At 40.9% G+C, this 25,705-nt stretch carries 21 protein-coding genes and 1 pseudogene; 15 read left to right on the forward strand and 7 right to left on the reverse strand.

Annotated features, from left to right (window positions below; all coding sequences use genetic code 11):
- Positions 1 to 14: 14 nt before the first annotated feature.
- Entirely contained in the window at positions 15 to 533 is a 519-nt protein-coding gene (gene rppH / locus AB4153_RS12655) for an RNA pyrophosphohydrolase (protein ID WP_102529708.1), read from the reverse strand.
- A 727-nt stretch (positions 534 to 1,260) separates the two neighbouring features.
- Here rppH and mutH point away from each other — a divergent pair.
- Entirely contained in the window at positions 1,261 to 1,929 is a 669-nt protein-coding gene (gene mutH, locus AB4153_RS12660) for a DNA mismatch repair endonuclease MutH (protein ID WP_102529709.1), read from the forward strand.
- Between the two features lie 120 nt (positions 1,930 to 2,049).
- Positions 2,050 to 3,135 (forward strand): adenylate/guanylate cyclase domain-containing protein, encoded by a 1,086-nt coding sequence (locus AB4153_RS12665; RefSeq protein ID WP_102529710.1) that lies wholly within the window; start codon positions 2,050 to 2,052, stop codon positions 3,133 to 3,135.
- 126 nt (positions 3,136 to 3,261) lie between these two features.
- On the opposite strand, the gene oxyR is transcribed toward AB4153_RS12665, so the two are convergent.
- The 3 genes from oxyR to AB4153_RS12680 form a co-directional block, all read right to left on the reverse strand.
- Entirely contained in the window at positions 3,262 to 4,176 is a 915-nt protein-coding gene (oxyR, locus tag AB4153_RS12670) for a hydrogen peroxide-inducible genes transcriptional activator OxyR (protein ID WP_371997674.1), read from the reverse strand.
- Between the two features lie 154 nt (positions 4,177 to 4,330).
- Positions 4,331 to 4,696 (reverse strand): Hpt domain-containing protein, encoded by a 366-nt coding sequence (locus tag AB4153_RS12675; protein WP_102529712.1) that lies wholly within the window; start codon positions 4,694 to 4,696, stop codon positions 4,331 to 4,333.
- 152 nt (positions 4,697 to 4,848) lie between these two features.
- A complete protein-coding gene (locus AB4153_RS12680) occupies positions 4,849 to 5,811 on the reverse strand; it encodes a TIGR01212 family radical SAM protein (protein ID WP_371997676.1) in 963 nt (320 codons plus the stop codon).
- Between the two features lie 516 nt (positions 5,812 to 6,327).
- Here AB4153_RS12680 and gltB point away from each other — a divergent pair.
- The 7 genes and pseudogenes from gltB (at position 6,328) to AB4153_RS12715 (ending at position 15,844) form a co-directional block, all read left to right on the forward strand.
- Positions 6,328 to 10,776 carry a glutamate synthase large subunit gene (gene gltB / locus AB4153_RS12685; protein WP_371997780.1) on the forward strand — a complete coding sequence of 1,483 codons (4,449 nt, stop codon included), beginning with the start codon at positions 6,328 to 6,330 and terminating at the stop codon, positions 10,774 to 10,776.
- A gap of 5 nt (positions 10,777 to 10,781) precedes the next feature.
- Positions 10,782 to 12,194: an FAD-dependent oxidoreductase gene (locus AB4153_RS12690; RefSeq protein WP_371997678.1), complete on the forward strand. Its 1,413-nt coding sequence runs from the start codon at positions 10,782 to 10,784 to the stop codon at positions 12,192 to 12,194.
- 239 nt (positions 12,195 to 12,433) lie between these two features.
- Complete coding sequence (locus AB4153_RS12695; RefSeq protein ID WP_229367789.1) at positions 12,434 to 13,126, forward strand: 5'-methylthioadenosine/adenosylhomocysteine nucleosidase; 693 nt, start codon at positions 12,434 to 12,436, stop codon at positions 13,124 to 13,126.
- A gap of 84 nt (positions 13,127 to 13,210) precedes the next feature.
- The gene (locus AB4153_RS12700; RefSeq protein ID WP_133146666.1) at positions 13,211 to 14,212 is read left to right on the forward strand and encodes a cobalamin biosynthesis protein; all 1,002 of its coding nucleotides are present in this window, start codon (positions 13,211 to 13,213) and stop codon (positions 14,210 to 14,212) included.
- Between the two features lie 80 nt (positions 14,213 to 14,292).
- Positions 14,293 to 14,664 (forward strand): annotated as a pseudogene (locus AB4153_RS12705) (DUF2721 domain-containing protein); the annotation flags it as partial.
- Between the two features lie 61 nt (positions 14,665 to 14,725).
- Positions 14,726 to 15,358 carry a trimeric intracellular cation channel family protein gene (locus AB4153_RS12710; RefSeq protein WP_198589622.1) on the forward strand — a complete coding sequence of 211 codons (633 nt, stop codon included), beginning with the start codon at positions 14,726 to 14,728 and terminating at the stop codon, positions 15,356 to 15,358.
- A 75-nt stretch (positions 15,359 to 15,433) separates the two neighbouring features.
- Entirely contained in the window at positions 15,434 to 15,844 is a 411-nt protein-coding gene (locus AB4153_RS12715; protein WP_102529791.1) for a nuclear transport factor 2 family protein, read from the forward strand.
- Between the two features lie 149 nt (positions 15,845 to 15,993).
- Here the strand turns inward: AB4153_RS12715 and tyrS are convergent, their stop codons facing one another.
- The gene (gene tyrS, locus AB4153_RS12720) at positions 15,994 to 17,193 is read right to left on the reverse strand and encodes a tyrosine--tRNA ligase (protein ID WP_102529718.1); all 1,200 of its coding nucleotides are present in this window, start codon (positions 17,191 to 17,193) and stop codon (positions 15,994 to 15,996) included.
- A gap of 125 nt (positions 17,194 to 17,318) precedes the next feature.
- Here tyrS and AB4153_RS12725 point away from each other — a divergent pair, with 125 nt between their 5' ends.
- The 5 genes from AB4153_RS12725 (at position 17,319) to AB4153_RS12745 (ending at position 22,528) form a co-directional block, all read left to right on the forward strand.
- A complete protein-coding gene (locus AB4153_RS12725) occupies positions 17,319 to 18,848 on the forward strand; it encodes a peptidoglycan DD-metalloendopeptidase family protein (protein WP_371997680.1) in 1,530 nt (509 codons plus the stop codon).
- Positions 18,849 to 19,153: 305 nt separating this feature from the next.
- A complete protein-coding gene (locus AB4153_RS12730) occupies positions 19,154 to 20,278 on the forward strand; it encodes an anhydro-N-acetylmuramic acid kinase (RefSeq protein WP_102529720.1) in 1,125 nt (374 codons plus the stop codon).
- 380 nt (positions 20,279 to 20,658) lie between these two features.
- The gene (gene aqpZ / locus AB4153_RS12735) at positions 20,659 to 21,360 is read left to right on the forward strand and encodes an aquaporin Z (protein WP_102529721.1); all 702 of its coding nucleotides are present in this window, start codon (positions 20,659 to 20,661) and stop codon (positions 21,358 to 21,360) included.
- 141 nt (positions 21,361 to 21,501) lie between these two features.
- Positions 21,502 to 21,888 carry a DUF2750 domain-containing protein gene (locus tag AB4153_RS12740; RefSeq protein ID WP_102529722.1) on the forward strand — a complete coding sequence of 129 codons (387 nt, stop codon included), beginning with the start codon at positions 21,502 to 21,504 and terminating at the stop codon, positions 21,886 to 21,888.
- Between the two features lie 58 nt (positions 21,889 to 21,946).
- The gene (locus AB4153_RS12745) at positions 21,947 to 22,528 is read left to right on the forward strand and encodes a hypothetical protein (protein ID WP_371997681.1); all 582 of its coding nucleotides are present in this window, start codon (positions 21,947 to 21,949) and stop codon (positions 22,526 to 22,528) included.
- A gap of 88 nt (positions 22,529 to 22,616) precedes the next feature.
- Here AB4153_RS12745 and erpA read toward each other — a convergent pair whose 3' ends face one another.
- Together erpA and AB4153_RS12755 are read right to left on the reverse strand one after the other, a co-directional pair.
- Positions 22,617 to 22,967 (reverse strand): iron-sulfur cluster insertion protein ErpA, encoded by a 351-nt coding sequence (erpA, locus tag AB4153_RS12750; protein ID WP_055024237.1) that lies wholly within the window; start codon positions 22,965 to 22,967, stop codon positions 22,617 to 22,619.
- Between the two features lie 79 nt (positions 22,968 to 23,046).
- Entirely contained in the window at positions 23,047 to 23,760 is a 714-nt protein-coding gene (locus AB4153_RS12755) for a DUF6776 family protein (protein WP_102529723.1), read from the reverse strand.
- A 66-nt stretch (positions 23,761 to 23,826) separates the two neighbouring features.
- On the opposite strand from AB4153_RS12755, the gene AB4153_RS12760 reads away from it, so the two are divergent.
- Positions 23,827 to 25,551 (forward strand): chloride channel protein, encoded by a 1,725-nt coding sequence (locus AB4153_RS12760; protein ID WP_229367800.1) that lies wholly within the window; start codon positions 23,827 to 23,829, stop codon positions 25,549 to 25,551.
- Positions 25,552 to 25,705: the final 154 nt, after the last annotated feature.

A 25,705-nucleotide genomic window follows, 5' to 3' on the forward strand; every position in this document is an offset into this window, starting at 1 on the left:
TCTTTAAACGCTAATTAGCTGCGATGTCGACCTCTTTTTCGGCTAGGCTCACGCCCTTGAAATGCCAATGTGGTGAAAGCAAACTCTTTCATTACTTTACGATAAACATCACGTTTGAAAGAAACTACTTGCCTTACAGGGTACCAATAACTCACCCAACGCCAGTCATCAAACTCAGGATGACCACATGAGTTGAGATTAATACTGTCATCGCTATCTTTGAGCTGTAATAAATACCACTTTTGTTTTTGGCCAATACACACAGGTTTGCTTTCCTGTCTGATCAATCTTTTTGGTAAACGATATCTTAACCATGAACGTGTTGACGTTAAAATTTGCACATTTTCAGGTTTCAGACCCACTTCTTCATACAACTCTCGATACATAGCTTCTTCTGGGCTTTCACCATCATCTACGCCACCTTGAGGAAATTGCCATGAATGTTGTCCAAACCGTCTGGCCCACATAACTTGACCATATTTGTTACAGATAATAATGCCCACATTTGCGCGAAAGCCGTCGCTATCAATCACATGGACTCCAATTACACTACAAATTAATGACTAGATTGTTTCACAAAGCTTGCCTACGGGCAAACAAGGATTTACACCGCGTCTTTGGATAAATCGCTCAGTTTTATTATTTTATCAACAGATGAAGGCATGTTAACCCGACATTATCCACAAAATCTGTGGATATCTCTGTTCGAAACTCTGAAACAAGTGTAATTGAAGTAAATTAAACGAGGAAAATAAATTAAAAAACCAAAGACAAACGAACAATTTAAACCTTTAATTTCATAAACTTAAACAAGAAGGCATTAGTAAACTATAACTCCACAAAGCAAAAAGAACAATATTTAACCAGTTGACGTGTTTGCCATTTATAGTTTCCATAGCGTTTTAAGTTATACACAAAAAACAAGAACAATATTTTAAAAATAATAAAATAAAGCGATTTTCTGCCATTGACGAACAATTTTATATCCGCTAAGCATGCTTTTAATAAAGTTATTCATCAAATCTGTGGATAACTATGTGTGAAAGGTTAGTGCAAAACGAGAGTAACTTTAGCTTATGGTTAAAAAAACTAACCAATCTCAAAAAAAACTGTTAATTTTCATATTATTATTAAAATCGTTCTTAGTGAATAACTCTCACTAAACAGTGTGAGCATTTTTTAACCACATACAAATGCTGCGAATAAATAGATAAACAAGTACACTTCATCATCCATTATTTTCAATCTAAAAGACGCTTTATGATGAATAGCCAGCCCAATACCATTGAAGAGTTAATGCAAAGAGCAAACGATATGGCAGGGGTAACGTTAGGCGATGTTGCCATGGAGCATAACACCCCAGTACCCGCTAACCTTAAACGTGATAAGGGTTGGATTGGACAATTAATAGAAATGGAATTAGGCGCAACAGCGGGATCTAAACCCCAGCAAGACTTTTTACACTTGGGTGTAGAGCTAAAAACCATTCCTATCGATAATAATGGACGCCCCATTGAAACAACTTACGTGACCGTAGCCCCACTAACGAATATCCAGGGTCTGACTTGGGAACAAAGTGTTGTTTGTCATAAGTTAAGCCAAGTATTGTGGATCCCTGTAGAAGGTGACAGAAGCATTCCTGTAGGGGAAAGAAGAATTGGTTCACCTGTATTATGGCGACCTAATGCGAATGAAGCACATGCGCTACAGCAAGACTGGGAAGAAATAATGGAATTAATTGCCATGGGTAAAGTTGACAAGGTAACGGCTCGCCATGGAGAGGTATTACAATTGCGTCCAAAAGCTGCCAATAGCAAAGCATTAACAGAATCAATTGCCGAAGATGGCACAGTAAAGCTCTCAAATCCTCGTGGCTTCTATTTAAAGATCAACTTCACCCACCAAATACTAACAAACGCCTTCAACTAAGATCACATAAAGCCAACATAAAAAAAGAAATCAAAACTAATTTAAATACCACTATGACAAGTATGGGAATTTTCTATAAACTAGCCTGTCTTCAAATATCAACGGATTAGATATAAACCAGTGAAAGCACGTCGACAGACGAGAAAACTACTATTTGCAATAGTTGCATGGTGTGCAGCCATGGGCGCATTTGTATTTTTTCGATATTCACAAGCTCCCGAACTGCCACAATGGGCCATAGGAAAATCAGATCTCGCGACTCTGGCTATTTTCATGGGCTTTGTTTTTGGTTGTTTACATTGGATGTCTAATCTCATTGCTGATTTCAGTGCAATCAGTCGCCTCCCCTATATTTTCTCAGTGATATTCAAAGGGTTATTTTTATTGCTTGGTGCAATGACATTAGCTTATGTGACACAGTTTTTGAATATGTGGGCTATTGAGAACCATCTTGTCACTTTACGGCAAATGCTCACTGCGCACATTTTATACAGCCCCTCTTTTCAAGCCTTAGTCATCTACTTAGTGGCTGTTAGAGTAGGCCTAGCATTTGTTGAACAAATGGCGCTGTTAGTCGGCCCTCGCGTATTACTGAATATTGGTTTAGGTAAGTATCACCAACCCCGATACGAACATCGATTATTTCTCTTTGTCGATATGGTTTCATCTACGTCCCATGCAGAAACATTAGGCGATTATCGATTCAGTCGATTAATCCAAGATAGCTTTAGCATGTTAGCGGATACCGTAACCAATAATGATGCTGAGATATATCGCTATATGGGCGATGCAGTATTAATCCATTGGCCACTTGAAGAAGGCATTAAAGAAGATCGCTGTATGAACATTTATTATGAGTTCAGCCAGCAACTTAATTGGCACCGACCTTATTTTGAAGAGCATTACGGCTTTGTCCCTAAGTTCAAAGCTGCGGCCCATTGTGGACAAGTTGTTGCTGCCGTTGTGGGTGTACAAAAACAAGAAATTAGCTTCTTTAGTGACGTGCTTAACACACTTGCTAGACTGCAAGATCAGTGTAATCCGCTCGGTCAACGCATGTTGATTTCAGGTGAAGTTGCTCACCGACTTGCAAGGCATGATAGTCAATTTGATTTAGCCGATCTTGGCGCTATGAAACTCAAAGGCAAACAACACGAGATTGAAGTGTACGGTGTCACACCTAAAAAAGTCCCACCTCCAGCTTAATTCTATGTAAAGAGTTACTTAGCCTATGTAACTCCTCGAACTACAAACCATTTTTCATTTTTACAAATAAAAAAGCCTTGAAACAATGCTTCAAGGCTTAATAATTTCTAGTCACAGAGATTTCAATTAATCATTCTTTTTATCACTTAACAGTGACTCTAGCATTAAGCCTAATGTTCTAAATGTACTGATGCGACTGGTTGTTTGACGCCATACTAAGCCAATATCACGGTAAGGTGCCTCACCCGGTGGGTTCATGATATTCAGTTCAGTATCATTCAAAATACCAGCATCAATCGCCATTTGTGGTAAAAATGTGGTGCCTAGTTTACTGTCGACCATCTGCACTAACGTGTGCAAGCTAGTTGCTGCAAATGGGTTGATTTTAGCACTATAACCTAACTGACAAGCCGTGATGGCATGGCCCGTAATGCAATGCTCACTTTGCAATAAGAAAATACTTTCGTCTGGCATTTTCTGGTAATCAATGGGGGTCATAATACCATCAGAAAGCTCTTCATGTACCACCATTTTAAAGGGGTCTATCCCTACTTTCATGCTATGAAAACCAGTTGTATCAACAGGTAAAGCTAAAATTAGTAAGTCCAGCTCACCTTTACCCAATGAATCCAATAAGCTCTCAGTGGTGTCTTCTTTTAATAATAAGCTCAGTTGGGGATAATCTTGCTGGCATTGCTTGACCACTCGACTCAGAAGAAATGGCGCAATCGTCGGAATACAACCCAGTCGGATCTCTCCCGTCATTGGCTCACCTTGATTTTTAACTAACTCAACAAGGTCATCGACATCAGTAAGTAGCTTACGTGCTCTTTCTACCACTTCCTCACCAATGGCAGTGAACATAAATGATTTATGATCCCGCTCTATCAGTTGATAACCCAATTGCTCTTCAAGATTTTGAATGCCACTTGATAAAGTCGATTGACTTACAAAACAAGACTTAGCAGCACGATTGAAGTTTTGTTCTTGATGCAAGTTAACCAGATAAAATAAGTTTTTAAGACTTGGCAGGTTTTTCATTTAATCGATTACCCTATTAAGATTTCATTTAAATAATGAATTAACTCACCTGAAATAACAATCTTCAGTACACGATCAACGACTCATAATGAGCATTTACTAAAAAATGTCCAAAAAAAAGTCCCTTACGGGACTTTTAACTCAACAAAAACGATTAAGCTTTTGCTTCAAGAAATTCTTTTAATTGCTGTAGATCAGCACTTGCATGCTTAACAATCTCAGCTAACCAAGCGTTATGCTCAGTTTCCCAGCTTGATTCTTCACCGTGCTGTAAAAGTTGTGCAAATTGTTGAATACGCTTTAAACCTACTGAACCAGCAGCACCTTTAAATTTATGCGCTTCTGCACACAAAGTATCTTTATCATTTACTTCATTGGCTTTTACTAAGCTGCCCACATACTCAGGCATTAATTGCTCAAATAATACGACGCTTTTTAATAAAGTACCTGCACCAATAGCACTACAATATTGCTCTAAAGTATTGAGATCCAAGATAGACTCTAGCTGAACTGTGGCCATTGTGGCACCTCTTTCAAATTCATAACTGTAAAATTGGAATTTATAATACTCGCAATAATTGCCTATGCAACAATTCCACGCTTTTCAAGTCTATTTTTAGATAAAAACCTACAAAAAATTAACAAATATTTAAAATTACCCCATATAAAACACTAAGAAATATGCAATACGGTTACTTTTTGAACTGTTACAGAGGGAACATAATGGCCTTGACCACCATTTTCAGCTAAATTTCTGACAATTGATACCAGGCCATCCCATCTAAATGCGCACCAATCAGGTGCCAGTAACATCGGTTTCTTAGCATAGGCGGTAACACGATGAAATATTATCTCTTTAGGGGTATTTCTTATCAGTTCACTGGCATAATGGGCGTAATCCTCTTGAGACAGTAACGCCATTCCTTTATGGCGCCATGTTTTGGCCATTACACTGCCTTCAACTATATGCAAGGGATGTAATTTGATGCCATCAACACCGGTACTGATAACCTGCTGTAAACTATTTAAATAATCTTGATAATCTTCGCTCGGTAACCCCAAAATTAAATGAGCGCATACTTTTATTCCTCTTTCTCGAGCCCGTTTCACAGTATCTTGATAAGCAGAAAAATCATGGCCACGATTTATCTTTTTCAATGTTTCATCATTAGCAGTCTGTAAACCTAACTCTAACCAAACCTCGATGCCTTTATTTTGATAACTCACCAATAAATCAAGAATATCATCAGGTACGCAGTCAGGGCGTGTCCCAATATGAAGCCCCACGATGTCTGCATCTTTTATTGCTTCATCATATTTCTGCTTTAAAACCTGATATTCATCATAGGTACTTGTGTAAGCTTGAAAGTAAGCTATATATTTAGAGGTAGAAGCTGGGGCGTTAGCAAGCACCGAACGTTGCTTACCTTGAGAAAGCTGATCTGAGATACTGGCTTCTGTTCCCTGCTCATAACTAAAAGATGAAACATTACAAAAAGTACAGCCACCTTTACCTAATGTACCATCCCTATTTGGACAGGTGAATTTAGCATCAATTGTAAGTTTTCTGATCCTGCCACCGTATTGCTTTTTGCACACAGCGCCGAATGTATTTACGTAATCATCTAAACCCACAATGTGTCCTCGAACTCAAAAAAGTGGCAGATAGTAATCGGCTTGGGAGATTAAAACTTGGTGCTATATCAATAAATGGTTAGATAAATTGATTAATTTATCCACAGGTAAAATTCTGGGTTACAAATTTAGATATCCCTGTGTCAATTTTATTATTCTCAAGTGAATTTATATTCAAATTGACCAAATAGTTAATTAACACTGTACTTGAAAATAAATTCACTATTTATAAAACTAAATCAATTAGACCTAAGTGTTAACGAAAAGTAACAAAACTTTTTAGTGACTTTTAAAATTCTTTTTATTCATAAGGTTATACGAACAAAACCACAGTTTACGTTAACGTCAACAAGCTTTTTTTTAACATTTGTAATTGCAATAACAATTCATTTTGTTGAGTAATTTAAGTTTGACCTTTATTCATTATCGGGCTAATTTGGGTGGTTCGGGTGCATATCTATGAGAACTTCTCCGCATTATCCGAGTCGTATTAAGTTAGGTTTAGGGAGTTTTTGTATGAGCTTATATCATCCCAGCTTTGAGCGGGACAATTGTGGTTTCGGTTTAATAGCCCAAATGGATGGCGATGCTAGCCATCGTATTGTCCGTACCGCTATCCACGGATTAGACAGAATGAAACACCGTGGCGGTATTGCATCGGATGGCCGCACAGGTGATGGCTGTGGACTATTAATGTCGATGCCTAAAGATTTTTTTGCAGCCGTTGCAACAGAAAACGATTGGCATTTAAGCCGCAAGTTTGCAGTGGGTATGTTGTTTCTAAGTCAAGATCCAGTAAAAGCAGAAACATCAAAAGCAATTTTAGAAAAAGAACTCCAACGTGAAACGCTGAGTGTCGCAGGCTGGCGAAAGGTCCCAGTTAATCCAGACGTACTTGGTGAAATAGGCCGTAAAAGTTTACCGCAAATTTATCAGGTACTGATTAATGCGCCAGTCGGTTGGCGAGAAAAAGATTTAGAACGCCGTCTATATATGGCGAGACGTCGTCTTGAGCAACAAATTGTTGATGACAACGATTTTTACGTTGCCAGCTTATCGGGTCAGGTCATTGTCTATAAAGGCTTAATGATGCCTGCGGACTTGCCTTCGTTTTATACTGACCTTGCTGATATTCGTTTAAAAAGTACTATTTGCTTATTCCATCAACGCTTTTCGACTAACACATCGCCTAAATGGCCTTTAGCACAACCGTTTAGATTTTTAGCTCATAACGGTGAAATTAATACCATTACAGGTAATCGTCAGTGGGCACGCGCTCGTGCATACAAGTTTAATTCACCACTTTTACCTGACTTACAACAGGCAGCCCCTTTTGTAAATGAAACAGGTTCAGATTCATCGTCATTAGATAACATGCTAGAAATGCTGTTATCTGGCGGGATGGATCTCTATCGTGCTATGCGCTTGTTGATCCCACCAGCATGGCAAAGTAATCCAGAAATGGATGACGAGTTGAAAGCATTCTACGACTTTAACTCAATGCATATGGAGCCGTGGGACGGCCCTGCCGGCATTGTAATGAGTAATGGCCGTCATGCAGCCTGTGCTGTCGACCGTAACGGCCTACGCCCTTCTCGTTACGTTATAACCAAGGACAGAATCCTAACACTGGCTTCAGAAGTCGGCATTTGGGATTACTCTGCAGATGAAGTGGTAGAGAAAGGTCGTGTTGGCCCTGGCGAGTTATTAGTTTTAGATACCATGAATGGTCGTCTATATTCGTCATTCGAGATCGATAACGATTTAAAACGCCGTCATCCTTACAAAGAATGGATGGCTAAGAATAGCCGTACATTAGTTCCAGCCAATCAAGTTGAATCAGCTCAGCAAGGTGCAAGTAATTTCTCTGCTGACGTATTACTTCAATACCAAAAACAATTTGGTTACAGCCGTGAAGAACTTGAACAAGTTATTTGGGTACTCGCTAGTAAAGGTGAAGAAGCAACAGGCTCTATGGGTGACGATACCCCAATGGCTGTATTGTCTAAAAAATCCCGTTCACTTTATGACTACTTCCGTCAAAAGTTTGCTCAGGTCACTAACCCGCCGATTGATCCGTTACGTGAAAAACACGTAATGTCATTGACCACTTGTGTTGGTCGAGAGCAAAACCTATTTTGTGAAACTACCGGTGTTGCTTATCGCGTGATGTTCGAGTCGCCAGTGCTTTTATTCAGTGACTTCAACCAATTGCTTGGCTTAGATAGCACTTATTATCGTGCTAATACGGTTGATCTTAACTATGACGCCCATGAAGACTTGCAACAAGCGATTGAGCGCATCACTGATGATGCAGAACGCCTAGCAAGAAGTGGCACAACCCTACTGATTTTATCAGACCGCGCAACCGCTAAAAATGTTCAGGTTATTCCTGCTGCTATGGCTGTAGGTGCGGTGCAGCAACGTCTTGTTGATAAAAGTTTGCGTTGTGATACTAACATTATCGTTGAAACCGCTTCAGCACGTGATCCACATCATTTTGCTGTTTTACTCGGCTTTGGCGCGACGGCTATTTATCCTTACTTAGCTTACGAGTCAATTTCGGCAATGGCGAAGAAAAACCAAGTAGAAGATGACAGCATCTTGATGCTTAACTTCCGTCAAGGCATTGAAAAAGGCCTGCGTAAGATCATGTCTAAGATGGGCATCAGCACCGTAGGTTCTTACCGTTGTAGCCAACAATTTGAAGCAGTGGGTCTATCATCAGATGTGATTGAACTTTGCTTTAAAGGTGTTATTAGCCGTATCGAAGGTGCGAGCTTTGAACATCTAGCTGCCGATCAAAAGAAACTTCATACCGCTGCATATCGTGCCCATATGCCATTACCGCAAGGTGGTTTATTGAAGTATGTTGAAGGTGGTGAATATCACAGCTTCAATCCTGATGTAGTCAATACACTACAACAGAGCCTTAAAGATCAAGACTATCCAAAATACAAGAAATTTGCCGCGTTAGTCGATGACCGACCTATTGCGACATTACGTGATTTAATTGGCGTTAAAGGGACTAACCAAGCCATTGAAGAGTCACAAGTCGAAGTAGCAGAAAACCTATTCCCGCGTTTCGATAGTGCAGCAATGAGTATCGGTGCATTAAGCCCAGAAGCTCATGAAGCACTTGCTGTTGCGATGAACCGTATTGGTGGTCGTTCAAACTCTGGTGAAGGTGGTGAAGATGCCAGTCGCTTTAATAGCGAGCGCAATTCAGCCATTAAACAGATTGCATCAGGCCGCTTTGGTGTTACCGCTCATTACTTAGTTAATGCTGACGTATTGCAAATTAAAGTAGCCCAAGGTGCTAAGCCGGGTGAAGGTGGTCAATTACCAGGTCATAAAGTCAGTGTTGAAATTGCAGGTTTACGTCATGCACGTCCTGGCGTTACTTTGATTTCACCGCCACCGCATCACGATATTTATTCAATTGAAGATTTAGCTCAGCTCATTTTCGATTTAAAACAAATCAACCCTAAAGCACTTGTGTCTGTGAAGCTGGTATCAGAGCCTGGTGTCGGCACCATTGCTACAGGTGTCGCAAAAGCCTATGCCGATATGATCACCATTTCTGGTTATGACGGTGGTACTGGCGCAAGTCCAGTCACTTCAGTTAAGTATGCCGGCTCTCCATGGGAATTAGGTCTTGCAGAAGTACATCAATCATTGGTTGAAAATGGCTTACGTCATAAAATTCGCTTACAGGTTGATGGCGGTTTAAAAACAGGCTTAGACATTGTTAAGGCTGCTCTTTTAGGTGCAGAAAGCTTCGGTTTTGGTACCGTGCCTATGATTGCGTTAGGGTGTAAATATTTACGTATTTGTCACTTAAACAACTGTGCAACGGGTGTAGCCACTCAAGATAAAAACTTACGTGATAAGCATTATCACGGTTTACCTGAACGCGTAATTACTTACTTTGAATTTGTCGCACAAGAAGTCCGTGAATGGATGGCAAGCCTAGGTGTGGCTAAATTTGAAGACTTAGTCGGTCGCACTGATTGGCTCTATGCCCTTGAAGGCCAAACAGCCAAACAACTTGGGTTAGATTTAGCGCCTATTTTATATCAGCCTAAAGTAGCGGAAGGCAGCGCAATTACCTGGAAAGAGTTAAATCCACCATCAGATAAAGGTGAACTTAACTTACAAATTGTCACTGACGCTGCTCAAGCAATCCTTGAAGGCAAAGCGTTCAGCAAGCAATACGCAATTAATAACACTAACCGCTCAATCGGTGCTGCGCTTTCTGGTTACATTGCTACCAATATCGGTGTCAAAGGTGCTAAAGAGCCAATTTCGCTACAGTTCAACGGTAGTGCAGGTCAAAGCTTTGGTGTGTGGAACAGCCCAGGTCTTGAGATGAATCTGGTTGGCGATGCGAACGATTACGTCGGTAAAGGCATGTCTGGCGGTAAGATTGTTATCAATCCACCTGTCGGTAGCCCTTTCCAAAGTGAACAAAGTGCCATTATGGGTAATACCTGTTTATACGGTGCAACGGGTGGACGCGTATATGCTGCAGGTCAAGCCGGTGAACGTTTTGGTGTACGTAACTCTGGTGCTATCGCTGTTGTTGAAGGTGTGGGTGATAACGGTTGTGAATACATGACCGGCGGTATTGTTGTTGTACTTGGCCAAACAGGTGTGAACTTTGGCGCAGGTATGACTGGTGGCTTTGCTTACATTTTTGACAGATTTAATCACTTTAGTCGCCGCGTAAATACGGAACTTGTTGATACGCAAAAATTAGAATCAAAAATTCAGCAACAGCATCTTAAAGAGCTGATTGAAGCACATGTTGAAGCCACTGGCAGTGAACATGCCAAGATGATCCTAAGTGATTTTGAAAACTGGTTAGACTGTTTTGTATTAGTTAAGCCTAAGAATATTGCCGTTGCCGACTTGCTTAAAATTGAGCAAAAAAGCCCGGAATTAGCTGTGAAGGCGGGGTAATTTAAATGAGTAATGATTTTCAATTTATCGAGGTGGATCGTAAAGATCCGACTAAGCACTCGGCCAAAGAGCGTTCGACACAGTTTATCGAAATTTATCAGCCTTTCTCTCAGCCACAAGTGGCAGAGCAAGCAGACCGCTGTTTAGATTGTGGTAACCCTTATTGTGAGTGGAAATGCCCACTGCACAATTATATTCCAAATTGGCTAAAACTTGCAGAGCAGGGTCGTATTCTTGAAGCTGCTGATTTAGTTCATGAGACAAATACGCTACCAGAAATTTGTGGCCGTGTTTGTCCACAAGACCGTCTTTGTGAAGGTGCTTGTACCCTCAATGACGACTTTGGCGCAGTTACTATTGGTAATGTTGAAAAATACATTACTGATACCGCTATTAGCCAAGGATGGCGACCAGACATGAGCACGGTAACGCCTCGTAAAGAGCGCGTTGCAATTATTGGTGCGGGTCCAGCAGGTTTAGGTTGTGCGGATATTCTTAGCCGAAATGGTGTTAAAGCCGTGGTTTATGATAAGTACCCACAGATTGGTGGTTTACTGACATACGGTATTCCTTCATTCAAGCTTGATAAAGACGTTATGCAAACCAGACGTAATGTCCTCGAAGGAATGGGAATTGAATTTAAAATGGGTGTCACTGTTGGTAAAGACATCCCATTTAAAACCCTGCTTGATGAATACGATGCCGTGTTCTTAGGCATGGGAACATACACAGCAATGAAAGCACGTCTGCCCGGTGAAGACAGTCAAGGTGTCATTCAAGCATTACCATATTTGATTGGTAATACCCATGAATTGATGGGCACACAATGTCCAGACAACCCATATTTAAGCCTTGAAGGCAAAAATGTAGTGGTATTGGGTGGTGGTGATACTGCGATGGATTGTGTGCGTACAGCAGTCAGACAAGGCGCTAAAAATGTCACTTGTGCATACCGTCGTGATGAAGCCAACATGCCAGGTTCTCGCCGTGAAGTGCAAAATGCACGCGAAGAAGGGGTTAACTTCTTATTTAATCGCCAACCTGTAGCGATTAAAGAACAAGATGGTGTTGTAACTGGGATTGAATGCGTTGAAACCCAAATGGGTGACGCGGATGAGTCTGGCCGTAAAAAAGCTGAAGTCATTCCAGGAAGTGAGCAAATTCTTGAAGCTGATGCCATCATCATTGCGTTTGGTTTCCAAGCAAGCCCAGCAGCTTGGTTCAATGACTTTGGCATTGAAACCAACGAATGGGGTCTAGTAAAAGCCAGCAAGTTTGATGACAATCCATTTCAAACGACAAACCCGAAAGTGTTTGCTGGTGGTGATATGGTGCGCGGTTCAGACCTTGTTGTTACCGCTATTGCTGAAGGCCGTGATGCAGCACAAGGGATTTTAAACTCTTTTGAAGATGCCTAACTTTGGCTGAATAGGTTTAGGCTATTAAATAAGTCATAAAAGCGCATTGAAAAATGCGCTTTTTTTATCGATAAAATTTATATCGCTCCCAGTTCTACTTTCCCCATCTATGCTATATTAGCCGCCATATTTACCGCTAAGTGTCTGTTTGCCAGCTAGGCGTTATTCAAACAGCTCTACTTCGCTATATTAATGCCAATAATTAACTAATTGGCTTACAAAAAAATGAGAATCAGTTTATGAAAATCGCTATCATCGGTGCAATGGAACCTGAAGTTGCTCACTTAATTGAAACAATGACTAACCCTGTACATTCAACCGTTGCAGGTATTGAATTTGTTGAAGGTCAATTATCAGGTCAAGATGTTGTAGTGACACGTTCTGGGATTGGTAAAGTCGCTGCAAGTATTGCAACAACGCTAGTTATCAATAACTTCAATGTTGACGCTGTTATCAATACTGGCTCAGCTGGCGGGTTTGTTGATAGCTTAAGTATCGGTGACATTGTGATTTCATCAGAAGTACGTCACCACGATGTCGACGTTACCGCTTTTGGTTACGAAATCGGTCAAATGGCTTCTCAGCCAGCTGCTTTCATCCCTGATGCAAAACTAGTTGAAGCTGCAAAAGCTGCGATTTCATCTTTAGGTGAAGCACAGGTGATTGAAGGGTTAATTGCTACTGGTGATAGCTTCATTTGCGATCCTGAGCGTACAAAAATCATGTTGAACAACTTCCCTACAATGGCGGCCTGTGAAATGGAAGCTGCTGCAATTGCGCAAGTATGTCACCAGTTTGAGGTTCCTTTTGTGGTTATCCGATCGCTTTCAGATAATGCCAACAATGACTCTGCAGTCGACTTTGATACTTACATTGTTAAAGCAGGTCACTATTCTGCACTCATGGTCATTGCGTTATTAAAACAGCTATAATCCGGTTATCGGCTGATTAAACGCATTACTTTGCTCAAAACAGAATGCACAGTGCAGTAAAAACAATGGGATGGTCACACTAAATTGATTGATAGCACCTTTTACGAAGAGTTAATTCGAATAGATGGCAACTTACTACAAAGTTGCTTGGTGCTATTTATGGCGTTATTTATTTCACGAGTTGCGCCTATTTCTAGGAAGTATCATCCGGTTGTTTTGTTTCATCAGTTGGCTAATTTACTTAGCCAAAAAGTCAATCACCCACAACGTAGCCCTAAGCAGCAAGTAACAGCGGGTCTGCTGGCAAGTATGTTGTTAGTGGTACCAATCTGGTTTACGATTTATTTTATACTTTCCTTAGCTGCTTACCCTTGGTTTTTCGATTGTATTCTGTTGTATTTCTGCATCAGCGACGCTGGATTTAAACCCGTGGCGAAAGATGTCATTAGCGCACTTGAACATGGTCAAAAGGCTACTGCTAAAGCAGACTTAGCGCCTTGGTTTGCGCAACAAACCCGTTCGTTATCAGAAATCGGTATTGCAAAAGCCACCATAGAAAGACTACTTATTTCGCCAAGCTATGGCACCGTCGCCACTATATTATTTTATGCCATTGGTGGCACACCACTCGTATTGTTACTGCACCTCATTAAACAACTTGAGCATTGCTGGCCAAACTATGTCCCCCAGTACCGATTTTTTAGCGCAGCAATATATCTTTTCAACCGAATTATTTATGCTGTGCCAACGATGTTATGGAACCTCACTTTAGTACTTCAAGGCGGTTTTAAAAATATCTCGTCACTAATAAACCAGCCTAGTCATACTGGTGGTATATACGGTTATTCAAGTTTATATATCGGCAGTAGAATTTTAGAAGTGGAACTAGGCGGCCCGCAAAAGTTTGTCTTCAACCAACAAGAGCAGCGGGTTGATGTAAGTAAAATCAACCCTTCAAGAATGCCAGAGGTCAGTGATATCAAAAATGCCATTAGCTTAACCTCATGGGCGGTCACTTTTTGGATTTCCTTTACCATCGCCATTCCTATGTTATGGACTGGATTAAGATGGGTACAAGCAATGTGATTTTATTTATAAAAGCGTTATTATATTTAGCTAAATGATTTATCCCGTTCCATTTGAGGCAAAACGTCTTGTTAGATAACATCCAAATATCGTTAACAACCCCCGGTTTATTATTCCCTGCCATTTCATTATTGTTACTGGCCTACACCAACCGTTTTTTTTCGTTAGCGGCGTTAATTAGAAACTTAAGTGCTTCGGGAAAACCAGTCGATAACGAACAAATTAAAAATCTCAGACAACGAATTAGCATCATAAGAAGGATGCAAGAAGCGGGTGTTGTCAGCTTTGCTATCTGTGTCATAAGCATGATATTTATCTATTTAGGCTTTTTCCATACAGGCTCGATTGTTTTCGGTCTCAGCTTACTCTTTTTACTGTATTCACTTATTTTATCGGTTATAGAAATTAGAATATCTGTCGATGCGCTCAACATTCATATCAAAGAATTAAGCTGCCAGCAGCATTGTAAAAATACACTTATCGAAAGCAAGTCACATACCCAAGAGCCATCTGATGATTAATTTTGAATGGATTTACTTCTTTGACCTTTGCGGTACTGCTGTATTTGCGCTTTCAGGCGCCATCGCTGCAGGAAAACACCGCATGGACCCATTTGGTGTCATCGTGCTTGCTTCGGTTACCGCTATTGGCGGCGGCAGTATTCGTGATGCCCTTACTGGCGCGACACCGGTATTTTGGATAAGTGATCCTAATTACGTTATCGTAATTCTAGCGACCGTGTTGGCTTGTTTTATATTGGTCAGAAAACCGCACAAATTACCCCAATTAACTCTCCCCATTGCGGATGCTTTTGGTCTAGCATTATTCACAGTCATCGGAGCAGAAAAAGCGTTAATGATGGGGTTATCTGGTATGTCAGCTGTTATTATGGGGCTGATTACGGGTGTTGGAGGCGGTATTATTCGTGATTTACTCTGCCGCCAAGTTCCTATGGTGTTGCGTACAGAAATTTATGCAACGGCCTCAATCGTTGGTGGTATTTGTTATACCTTAAGTATTGAAGTAGGAATGGATAAGACCAGTGCCTTATTCTTTGCTATGTTCAGTACCTTAATTATTCGCCTAAGTGCAATACGTTGGCATTTGTCGTTGCCTGCATTTGATTTAAAAAGTAAGAGGCCCTAAGTGCGAATTGTTGGTTTGTTATGTGGTATTTTTTGTGGTTTATATAGCTTAACCAGTCATGCTGTTGTGGGTGAAATGCCTAAAGAGCAACAAATGGCAGTCCGGTATATGCAAGCGCTAACCGATCATGATTATCGCGCGCTTAGAAGCTTTTACAACCGTGATAGTGTTTTTTATGATAAAACAGCCAATGTCACCTATAAAGGTGGCAGGCATATTATTGATTTTTTCGAACGGGCCCATGAAGGTGTACTCGAATACAAGTTCAATATTGAGCACATGTTTAACACAGGTTCATTAGTGGTGATGATTGGTAACTATCATCTTCGCGGGCCTGGTGAGCAATTTGGTAAACCGGGTAAAATTATTGAAATCGCCATACCAGGTGTAACCACTCTAAAATTTGATATGAATACCGACAGAATGACTGAACAAGTCGATTTAATGGATTACCAAACCATGTCGGATCAACTGCAAACTCAATAAATAGACCTAAGACTTGTCAGCACTATTCGACAAGCCTCCCAAAAGTAGCAATAAGTAATAAGCAGTACCCAAACAAAAAAACGACTCAAATGAGTCGTTTTTATTTAACCGCAATCAATGTTTAATGATGCGATTTAAACCAAACTGATTTAAACCAAAGTGATCTTAGCAAACTTACGTTTACCCACTTGGAAGATAGCCGTTAAACCCGCTTCAAACACTTGACGCGTATCAGCTAGTTTTTCACCATCCATCTTCACAGCGCCTTGCTTAACCATACGCATGCCATCTGAAGTTGAGCCCACTAAACCTGCACTTTTAAGCAAGTTAGCAATCGCTATACCTTCTTCACCAGCTGCAATGTCCATTTCTTCAATATCATCAGGCATCGCCCCTTTCTGGAAACGATTAATGAATTCTTGATGAGCTGCTTCAGCTTGTTCTTGGTCATGGAATCTTGCGATGATTTCTTTAGCCAGGGCAATTTTCACATCACGCGGGTTTTGGCCGTTAGCAATGTCTTCTTTAAATTGGGCAATTTCAGCTAATGGACGGAATGAAAGCAACTCGAAGTAGCTCCACATTAGGTCATCTGAAATAGACATGATTTTACCGAACATTTCGTTAGCTGGCTCACTCACACCAATATAGTTATGAGCTGACTTAGACATCTTCTTAACGCCATCTAAGCCGACTAATAAAGGCATCATGATCACTGTTTGCGGCTTTTGACCTTCAGCTTTTTGTAACTCACGGCCCATTAGCAAATTGAACTTTTGATCCGTTCCACCTAACTCTACATCGGCTTTCAATGCTACTGAATCATAGCCTTGTAACAGTGGGTACATGAATTCGTGAATGGCAATCGCCTGCCCTGATGCATAACGCTTTTTAAAATCATCACGCTCCATCATACGAGCAACAGTTTGCTTTGAACCTAAACGGATCATCCCAGCTGCACCTAATGGCTCTAACCAACTTGAGTTAAATTCGATGCGCGTTTTAGCGGGGTCTAGAATTTTAAAAACCTGCTCTTTATAGGTTTCAGCGTTAGCAAGTACATCTTCGCGTGTTAACGGTGGACGAGTGCTATTTTTACCACTTGGATCGCCGACCATACCAGTGAAGTCGCCAATCAAGAAAATCACTTCGTGACCGAGCTCTTGAAACGCACGCAGCTTATTTAAAATGACCGTATGGCCTAAATGAATATCTGGAGCGGTTGGATCTGCACCTAGTTTGATTCTTAAAGGACGTCCCTCTTTAAGTTTTTCTAGCAGATCTGACTCGAGTAATATCTCGTCGGTACCACGTTTAATTTCTGCTAACACTTGGTCTAAATCAGCCATTTCGGCACCTACTCCTGCAGCTTTGATAAAAAAATAAGAGGCCTATATTACTTGTTAGCCACGCTAATTGAAAGTGTGTACACTAAGGGGATTACAACGAAAAAGAGAAACTGGTACATAGGTCGATGGCAAAGCTAATCACTTTATTCAAATTACTGCCAAAAGTGCATCAAATAGCACTGAGTTTATTAGTTATTTTCACGGTAATTATCGTGTTATTCCCCTCTGATGACGCTAAAGCATCCAAGCAAACTACCGGTGGTACTGTCGATATTTCTGACCGTCTTGGCTTACAGCAAGATAACGATGATGAAAACGCTGAAACCAGCTCAAGAAACAAGCAATCCGAGTACTCGGTGCCGTTAGCTTTTAGAACACCAACGCCCCCGAACGAAAATAGTCTTCCGTCGAGTCAATCGACGCAAAAACAACAATCTCTCGCACCGTCAAAAGATAGCAGCCCTATTGCTAACTTAGATCCATTATCGACTTCTGATAATAACTTATTATCCCATAATGACGATGTTGAAAATGCTGTGCCTTACCGCGAAGCCGACCTACTGTCACACAAGTCATTTAAAGTGTCTAAAGGTGATACTTTTGGTGGCTTAGCCAATCGTGCAGGCTTAAGCCCACGAGATGTTTATCAAATAACGCGTCTGCCAAAATCGAAAAAGAACTTACTTAAGATCATGCCAGGCGAAGAAATCATAGTCACAAAAGATGCCCAGGATGAAATAACGCAAATCAGTTATCAAATGGACAAGATTTCAACCCTGTTAATCAGTAAAAATAAAGATAAATTTGAAGAAAAAATGAATGTGAAAACCATCACCTTAGAGAATAAATTTATCACCGCCAATATCAGTAGTAATTTTTGGAATGCTGCAGCGACAGCAGGTTTGTCAGCTAACCACATTATGCAACTGGCTAATATCTTCGGCTGGGACATCGATTTCGCACTCGATATTCGTAAAGATGACCATTTCTCATTAATGTTTGAGGAAGAGTTTGTTGATGGACAATTCATTGGCACGGGCAACATCTTAGCGGCTGAATTTTATAATCAAGGCGAGCGCTATACCGCAGTGCGCTATACCGACGGTGAATATTATTCAGAATCTGGTAATAGTATGCGTAAAGCTTTTTTACGCTCGCCAGTTGATTTTAAATATGTCAGCTCAAGCTTTAACCCTAGACGTTTACACCCTGTAACAGGACAAGTCAGAGCCCATAGAGGCGTGGATTATGTTGCCGCGATAGGTACACCCATTAAAGCGGCAGGCCGGGGTAAAGTCGTTGAAGCCAGCTACAATAAATACAATGGTAACTATGTCTTCATTAAGCATAATGACACCTACACCACTAAGTACTTACATTTAAACAAACGCAAAGTTAAACGCGGTGACACGGTTAAACAAGGCGAGATTATCGGAACGTTGGGCAAAACAGGCCGAGTCACTGGCGCTCATTTGCATTACGAGTTCATTGTGAATGGCGTACACCGTAATCCTAGAACGATTAAATTACCCAAATCTCAACCGATTGATAAAAAAGAGAAGAGCCAATTTGCGGTTTTGAGTAAACAACTTATGGCAAAAATCGAGCAAAATAAACAGCGCCATTACGCCAGTACAAACAACTCATTTGAATAGCTGATTGTGGGCGCTTATTTGGGCCCTGATTTAGGCCGCTGATTTAAGGCATTGAGTGGGAGTCACTTATATTTATTACAACTATGACTCACCAGCGTTAGCGGCTACTGTTAACCGCAATGAGCATATCAGTTTACCTGTTATAATTAGACAATCCTGCCGTACAGTTCAATTTAGGTTTACGGCAGTTAAGTACACTGTAATACGGAACTAGACAAAATCAATAAAACTCAGTACTGAGCTTATTAGACTCTTGAGCAAAAAAACATTTACTCTCCACTTTCCCTTAATTTGAGCTATTCACTATGACAATATCCCATCATCAACCTCAGTATTTCATCGGTTTAATGTCAGGGACCAGTATGGATGGTGTCGATGCTGTGTTAGTGGACTTCTCAGATAACAAAAGCCACCTTATTGCCAGTCATAGTATTGAAATACCTGAACACCTTTTAATACAACTACACCGTTTATGTACTCCTAATACTGATGAAATTAATATTATGGGACGCATGGATAGAGCGATGGGACTTTTGTTTGCCCAGGCTGTTAATGAGCTATTAGCCAAAACAGCACTTGATAAAACAGACATTATTGCAATCGGTAGCCATGGACAAACCATCAGACACATGCCAAACCTTGAACATGGCTTTACCCTCCAAATTGGTGACCCAGAAACCATCGCTGTTGAAACAGGGATTAATGTGATTGCGGATTTTCGCAGAAAAGATCTCGCTTTAGGTGGACAAGGTGCCCCATTAGTCCCAGCATTTCATCAAGCTATGTTTGCTAGAAATAACTATCCAAGAGTCATCCTAAATATTGGTGGTATTGCTAATATCACTTACCTGCCTGGCGACAGTGATCAAGTTATTGGTTTTGACACAGGTCCAGGAAACACCTTGATGGATGCATTCATTCTACAAGAGCAACTACTTCCATTTGATGAATCAGGCCAATGGGCCGCATCAGGCACCACTGATAATGATTTCCTTCAACATTTATTGTCACACCCATACTTTGCTATGGCTTACCCTAAAAGCACAGGTAGAGAACTATTTAACCAAGCATGGTTAGAACAACAAAAAGCCAATTTTTCTCACTTAAGTCTTGCTGATATTCAATCGACGTTATTGGACTTAACTTGCCATAGCATTGCTAACGATATAAATCGTTTAACTGACTCAGGCAGTGTATTTGTTTGCGGTGGTGGAGCGTTAAATAAAACCTTAATGCAACGTTTAAACTTACTATTACCCAATCTTGCACTTTCAACCACATCTGCAATCGGCATGGATCCAAAGTGGGTAGAAGGTATTGCATTTGCTTGGTTAGCGATGCGCAATCACCATGGTTTAAGTGGTAACCTACCTGTAGTGACGGGTGCAAGTCGATTTGCGGTGCTAGGTAGTTTTTATCAAGCCAACTAGCTCTTCTTAAGCACCACATTTATTTTATTAACAATGCCCATTGGAGCGAAAACTCTTTCGCTCCATATCAAAGGCTCAACCCAATATTCTCTCGATGAGTCCCCTCTTTAAATGTCTGTTAGCGCTTGATATCTCATATTCTGTTTCAAACTATATAAAATTCATATAAGCATCATTGAATTTATAGGCTTTTACTGCTTAACTTTTGCTAGATGAATCACTAGTAAAGAAAAACTGGCAGAGAAAAACTGATAAGGAAACGAATAGGCTCCTTAACAAAGGGACTTATCAGCTAACAGCATCATTTCTCGCGTCAGTTGCAATCAACACAGTTATTAATAAATGGACTTAATCATCTTCAATTTAATAAGGACAGTTAAATGACCATCCAGCAAAAAATGTTAGCAGAATTTATCGGCACTATGTGGCTTGTACTTGGCGGGTGTGGCAGCGCTGTGTTAGCCGCCGCTTTCCCTGAAGTGGGCATTGGTTTACTTGGTGTTTCACTCGCATTCGGTTTAACCGTACTGACAATGGCATTTGCCATTGGTCATATCTCAGGTTGCCACTTGAATCCTGCGGTATCGTTTGGTCTATGGGCTGGCGGACGCTTTCCAACAGCGGAATTAGCCCCTTACATTGCTGCCCAAGTTACAGGTGGTGTGGCTGGAGCCGCTGTGCTATTTCTCATAGCTAACGGCCAAGACGGATTCAGTTTAGCTGGCGGGTTTGCATCAAATGGCTTTGCAGAGCACTCTCCTGGTGGCTACAGCATGATGTCAGTGTTAATTACGGAAATCGTGATGACAATGTTCTTTTTACTGATCATTCTTGGCGCAACAGACTCACGTGCACCAGCAGGCTTTGCCCCAATTGCCATAGGTTTAGGCTTAACTTTAATACATTTAATCAGTATTCCAGTTTCTAACACCTCAGTTAACCCGGCTAGAAGTACTGGACCTGCACTATTTGTCGGTGATTGGGCTTTATCGCAATTATGGCTATTTTGGGTTGCTCCCATTGCTGGCGCAATATTGGCAGGCATGATTTACCGTTTTTTTGACAAACCAGCTGAGAACTAATCAAAGCAGAATGATTCAATTAGCCTGCTACAAGAGCACCCAATGTGCTCTTTTCTTTTTTAAAACTAACAGTCGATGTTATCATGCCCTATTCGCGCGAATAAGCGCCAAATTAGTCCCACTTTGCAATGAGAGTCCACCATGAGCAGCAAACCAAAATCAATTGAAGATCAACTCAACATGACACCAGAAGCACGCTACGATTACCTTGTTGAACAAGTTAAGCAAGAGCAACAAATTTGGAGCCTGCAAGACCAAGATGGTTGCGTTATGCTAACCACTGAAGACGAAGATTGCATTCCAATGTGGCCTTCAGAAGAAGCTGCAAAACTATGGGCTGTTGATGAATGGCGCGATTGTGAACCACTATCTATTCCGCTTAATGAATTTCAAGAGCGTTGGGTCGGTGGTATGTCTGAGGATGATTTATTCGTTGCTGTATTCCCAGTACAAGAAGACTTAGGTGTGGTTATCCCACCATATGAACTTGATTCACGTTTAACGCCGAAAAAGCAATCTAAGCACTAATGATATCTTCAGCTGATACCAACACTGCACTTACACTCAAGCGATAAGTTAAGGCCTTATGACGGATAAAAATTTACAACAGCAAGATGCTGAAGAGATAAATATTGTCGAAGCAAACACTGACAGTAGCACCGAAAAAAAAGCCTCCGGACAAAATGCTACCGAATCAGAAGTCACTGAACTAGAATCCACTGAACCAGAAGCCACTAGCACAGATGTCATCAACCAAAGCGCTACTGAAAAAGCGGTTTTTCCCAAACGGCTTATCGCATTAATGGCGGTATATGTGATGACTTCTGTTAGCGGCTTAATGGCGCAGCAAGGTGTTTTACTGTGTGTATTAACCTTACTCATGGTATTAGGTGTAGCAGGCAGACAAAAAGCGGCGCTTTATATGCTTCGTGCCTACGGCATTTTACAACTTGCCTTGTACAGCGTATTACCCATTATCATGTATGATCCTGACAATCTTGTCGCTGGGCCTACAACAGTAGACTTTGGCTTTATGCAAATGGTGCTGCCAGATTGGATTATTTTTAGCGTACTAATTCTATTGGCTATACTGCAAGTCTGGATAAGCTTCAACAAAGCGGTATTCAAGTGGTTTAAGCCGAGAATGAACTTTAATATCATCAGCTGATAAAATTAAAAAACAAAAAAGCCGTCATCAGACGGCTTTTTTTTATCTTCCACTATCTACATTTAATCGCGATATACGAAATCTTAAATTAGACAGAGAAGCTTGCACCACAACCACAAGTAGTCGTTGCATTTGGGTTCTTAACAAAGAAGCGAGACCCTTCAAGTCCTGAAGTATAATCAACTTCACCACCAACAAGGTATTGAAGGCTCATAGGATCAACAACCAGTTGAACCCCTTGCTTTTCAATCGTGAAATCACCTTCGTTAACTTTTTCATCGAAAGTAAAACCATACTGGAAACCTGAACAACCACCACCTGTGACATACACACGCAGTTTTAATTCTGGGTTCTGCTCTTCTTCTAACAGTCCCTTCACTTTAGTTGCCGCAGCATCGGTAAATTGAATTGGCATTGCTGCATCTGTTTGTTCAGTCATTACTACCTCTTACTTCAGTTTCAGGTCGGAATTATCTATTACCTGACTAATTTGTTCAAGTATTACTCTTAGTTCTTTTTTAGCTTTCTAGTAACTCTGCGATCTCGAATGTTTGTTCAATGCTTCCACCTTTCACACCACGATTGGCCTGCACCTGAACTACAGCTTTAATTCTTTGCAAATCAAAATCTTGTGGCAAACTTATTTCCGCATCAAACATTTGAAAATAACGAAAGCCAAATTTAAATGTCTCAATATCTAAATCACTTAACGAGATTTCAACTTGCTTTTCGCCTTGCACGCCCACCAAAACAATGTCGGCAACGCCTTTAACGCTATTCTTACGCTTTTGTAATTGGGTTAAAATTAAGCGCATTTGATAACTGTTTGGCAATAATCCTTTAGAAAGTTCAAGCCCATGTATTGCCACACCATCAACTTCTTTCTCTGGTGAGACTAGGCTGCGATAAAAAGCTAATTCTTGTTCAAGTGTTTTTTGTTGCTGTATTTGCTTAGAAAACATTTGTTTCATATTCGCATTAGCTTCCTTTTCAATCGAAAGGGCAATATCAAGACGAGAAACGACATGAGACTGCTGCCTAAGCTCGGTTTTTAGCGCTGTAATTTCTACTGCTTCATGCTGCGGCTCAACAACTTCAGATATAAAAATAGTATGACTAAGAACGCCAACAATAAAACTGATAATGATTAACGCAGATAAATATAAACCTGATGAACGAAATTTGCGTTCTTGAACTTGCAAGCGGTCAAGCAAGCGATGATAATTTAGCATTAGGTAACAAGCCTTTAATAAAATACAATGACAACAAATCGCCCATAAAGGATCTTAGGCAATACAGTGCAAATCAAAAGAAATAAAGCCGCTATTATTCACGCCAAAGCTGCAACACGCAAATATCTTCGTAATGAATTGAGAGATAAGCTTTCTCAGTCGAAGATAAGTGTGCAACTTTGTGGATTAGCCCTACTATTTGCCATTATTGCCTCTAGTGTCATCATCTTATTTCGTTTGTTGCTCAGTTGGGCGCAAGTCTACACAGTGCCTGAAGCCACCGACTTTTCTAGCACCGTTACCGATTGGCGTACATATTTACCTATTGTAGGTGCATTGCTTATTTGGCTGGTGGCAGGTCTCGGCTCTAAGCGATATCGCCGTATGGGTATCGCCTACGTCATGCACCGTTTCAAACTCCATTACGGAAAAATCCCACTGCAATCAGCCCCTGGACAGTTTTTTCAGGCGCTGATCGCGTTAATCGCAAATTTCTCAGTTGGTAAAGAAGGACCGGCCATTCACTTAGGAGCGGTTAGCGCGAGCTATTTCGCTGAAAAATTTAAGTTACCTGATAATAGTGTGCGTATTATGTGTGCAAGCGGTATCGCTGCTGGTATTGCAGCGGTCTTTAATGCCCCACTTGCCGCTGTACTGTTTGTATTTGAAGTGATTGTTCGTGAGTACAAAATTCATTACTTTTTCCCGATAATGCTTTCGGCCATTTGCGGTGCACTCTCTAGCCAATTAGTGTTTGGCAATATCCACGAATATGACTTAATCACTGTCACCCGAATTCCATTGGATCATTATCCCATTCTGGCCATTGGTGGCATTGTCTTAGGCTGTGCAGCTGCTGGCTTCAATCATTCATTATTAAAAATGACCGCTATTGGCCAGCATTGGCCTTTGATTTATCGACTCATGATAGCGGCAAGCGTTACCACCTTAATCGGTTTATTTTTGCCTCAAGCGTTAGGTGCCGGTGATTTAGCGATTCAAGCAACCATCATAGACAACCCAAGCTTAATGTTTCTTTTCGCGCTATTAATTGCAAAAATCATCGCCACTATTGCAGCCATTGGTTTTGGTATTCCTGGTGGGCTAATCGGTCCACTTTATGGCATTGGTGCATTGATTGGCGCAATTTTAGCCCTTGTCAGTGCGATGTTTTTCCCCTCTATCGCGCCATATGTGGGTTTATATACTGTCATCGGTATGACTGCGATGATGGGTGTGTGCCTAAGTGCGCCTTTAGCCGCATTGGTTGCGCTTCTTGAACTCACTAATGATGCCGCTATTATCTTACCTGCTATGTTTGTCACCATTCCTGCATTTCTCATCGCCTACCAAGGTTTTAATACCAGTTCGGTATTTTTAAAACAGTTAGACATTATGGGGTTAGGCTACAAAGTACCGCCTGTAAATCAAGGTCTACAAAAGAAAGGTGTACGAGCAATCATGGATAAACGCTTTGTTATCGTAAATGATAACGATGCTTTACTCCTTGAAGTAATGAAGCGTGCAGAAGGTAGGCCCGTGCTCGTTCGTAATGCAGAGGCACAAATAGAAATGCTCAGTATCGAAATGCAATCATTTGAAGATTCTACGACACTTTCCCGACATAAAATGGAAGGCTTTTCTGACACTGCCACTTTAAATGAAGTCTACGAACTATTAGCCATCAAACGGCGTGGTGAAGTGTATATATATCGCGGAAATACCAATAATATTGTCGGTGTTATTAGCTGGGCTAATTTATGGCAAGAGATCCGTTCAGGACAAGTCTAATTTAAACAAAGAACCCCCACTGAATTCCACCATATTCAGGGAGTGAACTATTGTTCTTATTTCGCTAATCAGTGTTATGTCTAAAAAGTGATAAATAATCATTAGCGAGATTTAATATTCGTTCACTCTCTGTTAAAATCTCGCCTCAGCCACC

Source organism: Shewanella sp. 10N.286.52.E4 (assembly GCF_041468785.1).
GTDB classification, from domain to species: Bacteria; Pseudomonadota; Gammaproteobacteria; order Enterobacterales; family Shewanellaceae; genus Shewanella; species Shewanella electrodiphila.

What these genes read in the sequence shown, in the direction of transcription:
- mutH (WP_102529709.1), top strand. Translation starts at nt 1,261, where the DNA reads ATGATGAATAGCCAGCCCAATACCATTGAAGAGTTAATGCAAAGAGCA.
- oxyR (WP_371997674.1), bottom strand. Translation starts at nt 4,176, where the DNA reads ATGAAAAACCTGCCAAGTCTTAAAAACTTATTTTATCTGGTTAACTTG.
- AB4153_RS12675 (WP_102529712.1), bottom strand. Translation starts at nt 4,696, where the DNA reads ATGGCCACAGTTCAGCTAGAGTCTATCTTGGATCTCAATACTTTAGAG.
- gltB (WP_371997780.1), top strand. Translation starts at nt 6,328, where the DNA reads ATGAGCTTATATCATCCCAGCTTTGAGCGGGACAATTGTGGTTTCGGT.
- AB4153_RS12690 (WP_371997678.1), top strand. Translation starts at nt 10,782, where the DNA reads ATGAGTAATGATTTTCAATTTATCGAGGTGGATCGTAAAGATCCGACT.
- AB4153_RS12695 (WP_229367789.1), top strand. Translation starts at nt 12,434, where the DNA reads ATGAAAATCGCTATCATCGGTGCAATGGAACCTGAAGTTGCTCACTTA.
- AB4153_RS12710 (WP_198589622.1), top strand. Translation starts at nt 14,726, where the DNA reads ATGATTAATTTTGAATGGATTTACTTCTTTGACCTTTGCGGTACTGCT.
- AB4153_RS12715 (WP_102529791.1), top strand. Translation starts at nt 15,434, where the DNA reads ATGCCTAAAGAGCAACAAATGGCAGTCCGGTATATGCAAGCGCTAACC.
- tyrS (WP_102529718.1), bottom strand. Translation starts at nt 17,193, where the DNA reads ATGGCTGATTTAGACCAAGTGTTAGCAGAAATTAAACGTGGTACCGAC.
- AB4153_RS12725 (WP_371997680.1), top strand. Translation starts at nt 17,319, where the DNA reads ATGGCAAAGCTAATCACTTTATTCAAATTACTGCCAAAAGTGCATCAA.
- AB4153_RS12730 (WP_102529720.1), top strand. Translation starts at nt 19,154, where the DNA reads ATGACAATATCCCATCATCAACCTCAGTATTTCATCGGTTTAATGTCA.
- aqpZ (WP_102529721.1), top strand. Translation starts at nt 20,659, where the DNA reads ATGACCATCCAGCAAAAAATGTTAGCAGAATTTATCGGCACTATGTGG.
- AB4153_RS12740 (WP_102529722.1), top strand. Translation starts at nt 21,502, where the DNA reads ATGAGCAGCAAACCAAAATCAATTGAAGATCAACTCAACATGACACCA.
- AB4153_RS12745 (WP_371997681.1), top strand. Translation starts at nt 21,947, where the DNA reads ATGACGGATAAAAATTTACAACAGCAAGATGCTGAAGAGATAAATATT.
- erpA (WP_055024237.1), bottom strand. Translation starts at nt 22,967, where the DNA reads ATGACTGAACAAACAGATGCAGCAATGCCAATTCAATTTACCGATGCT.
- AB4153_RS12755 (WP_102529723.1), bottom strand. Translation starts at nt 23,760, where the DNA reads ATGCTAAATTATCATCGCTTGCTTGACCGCTTGCAAGTTCAAGAACGC.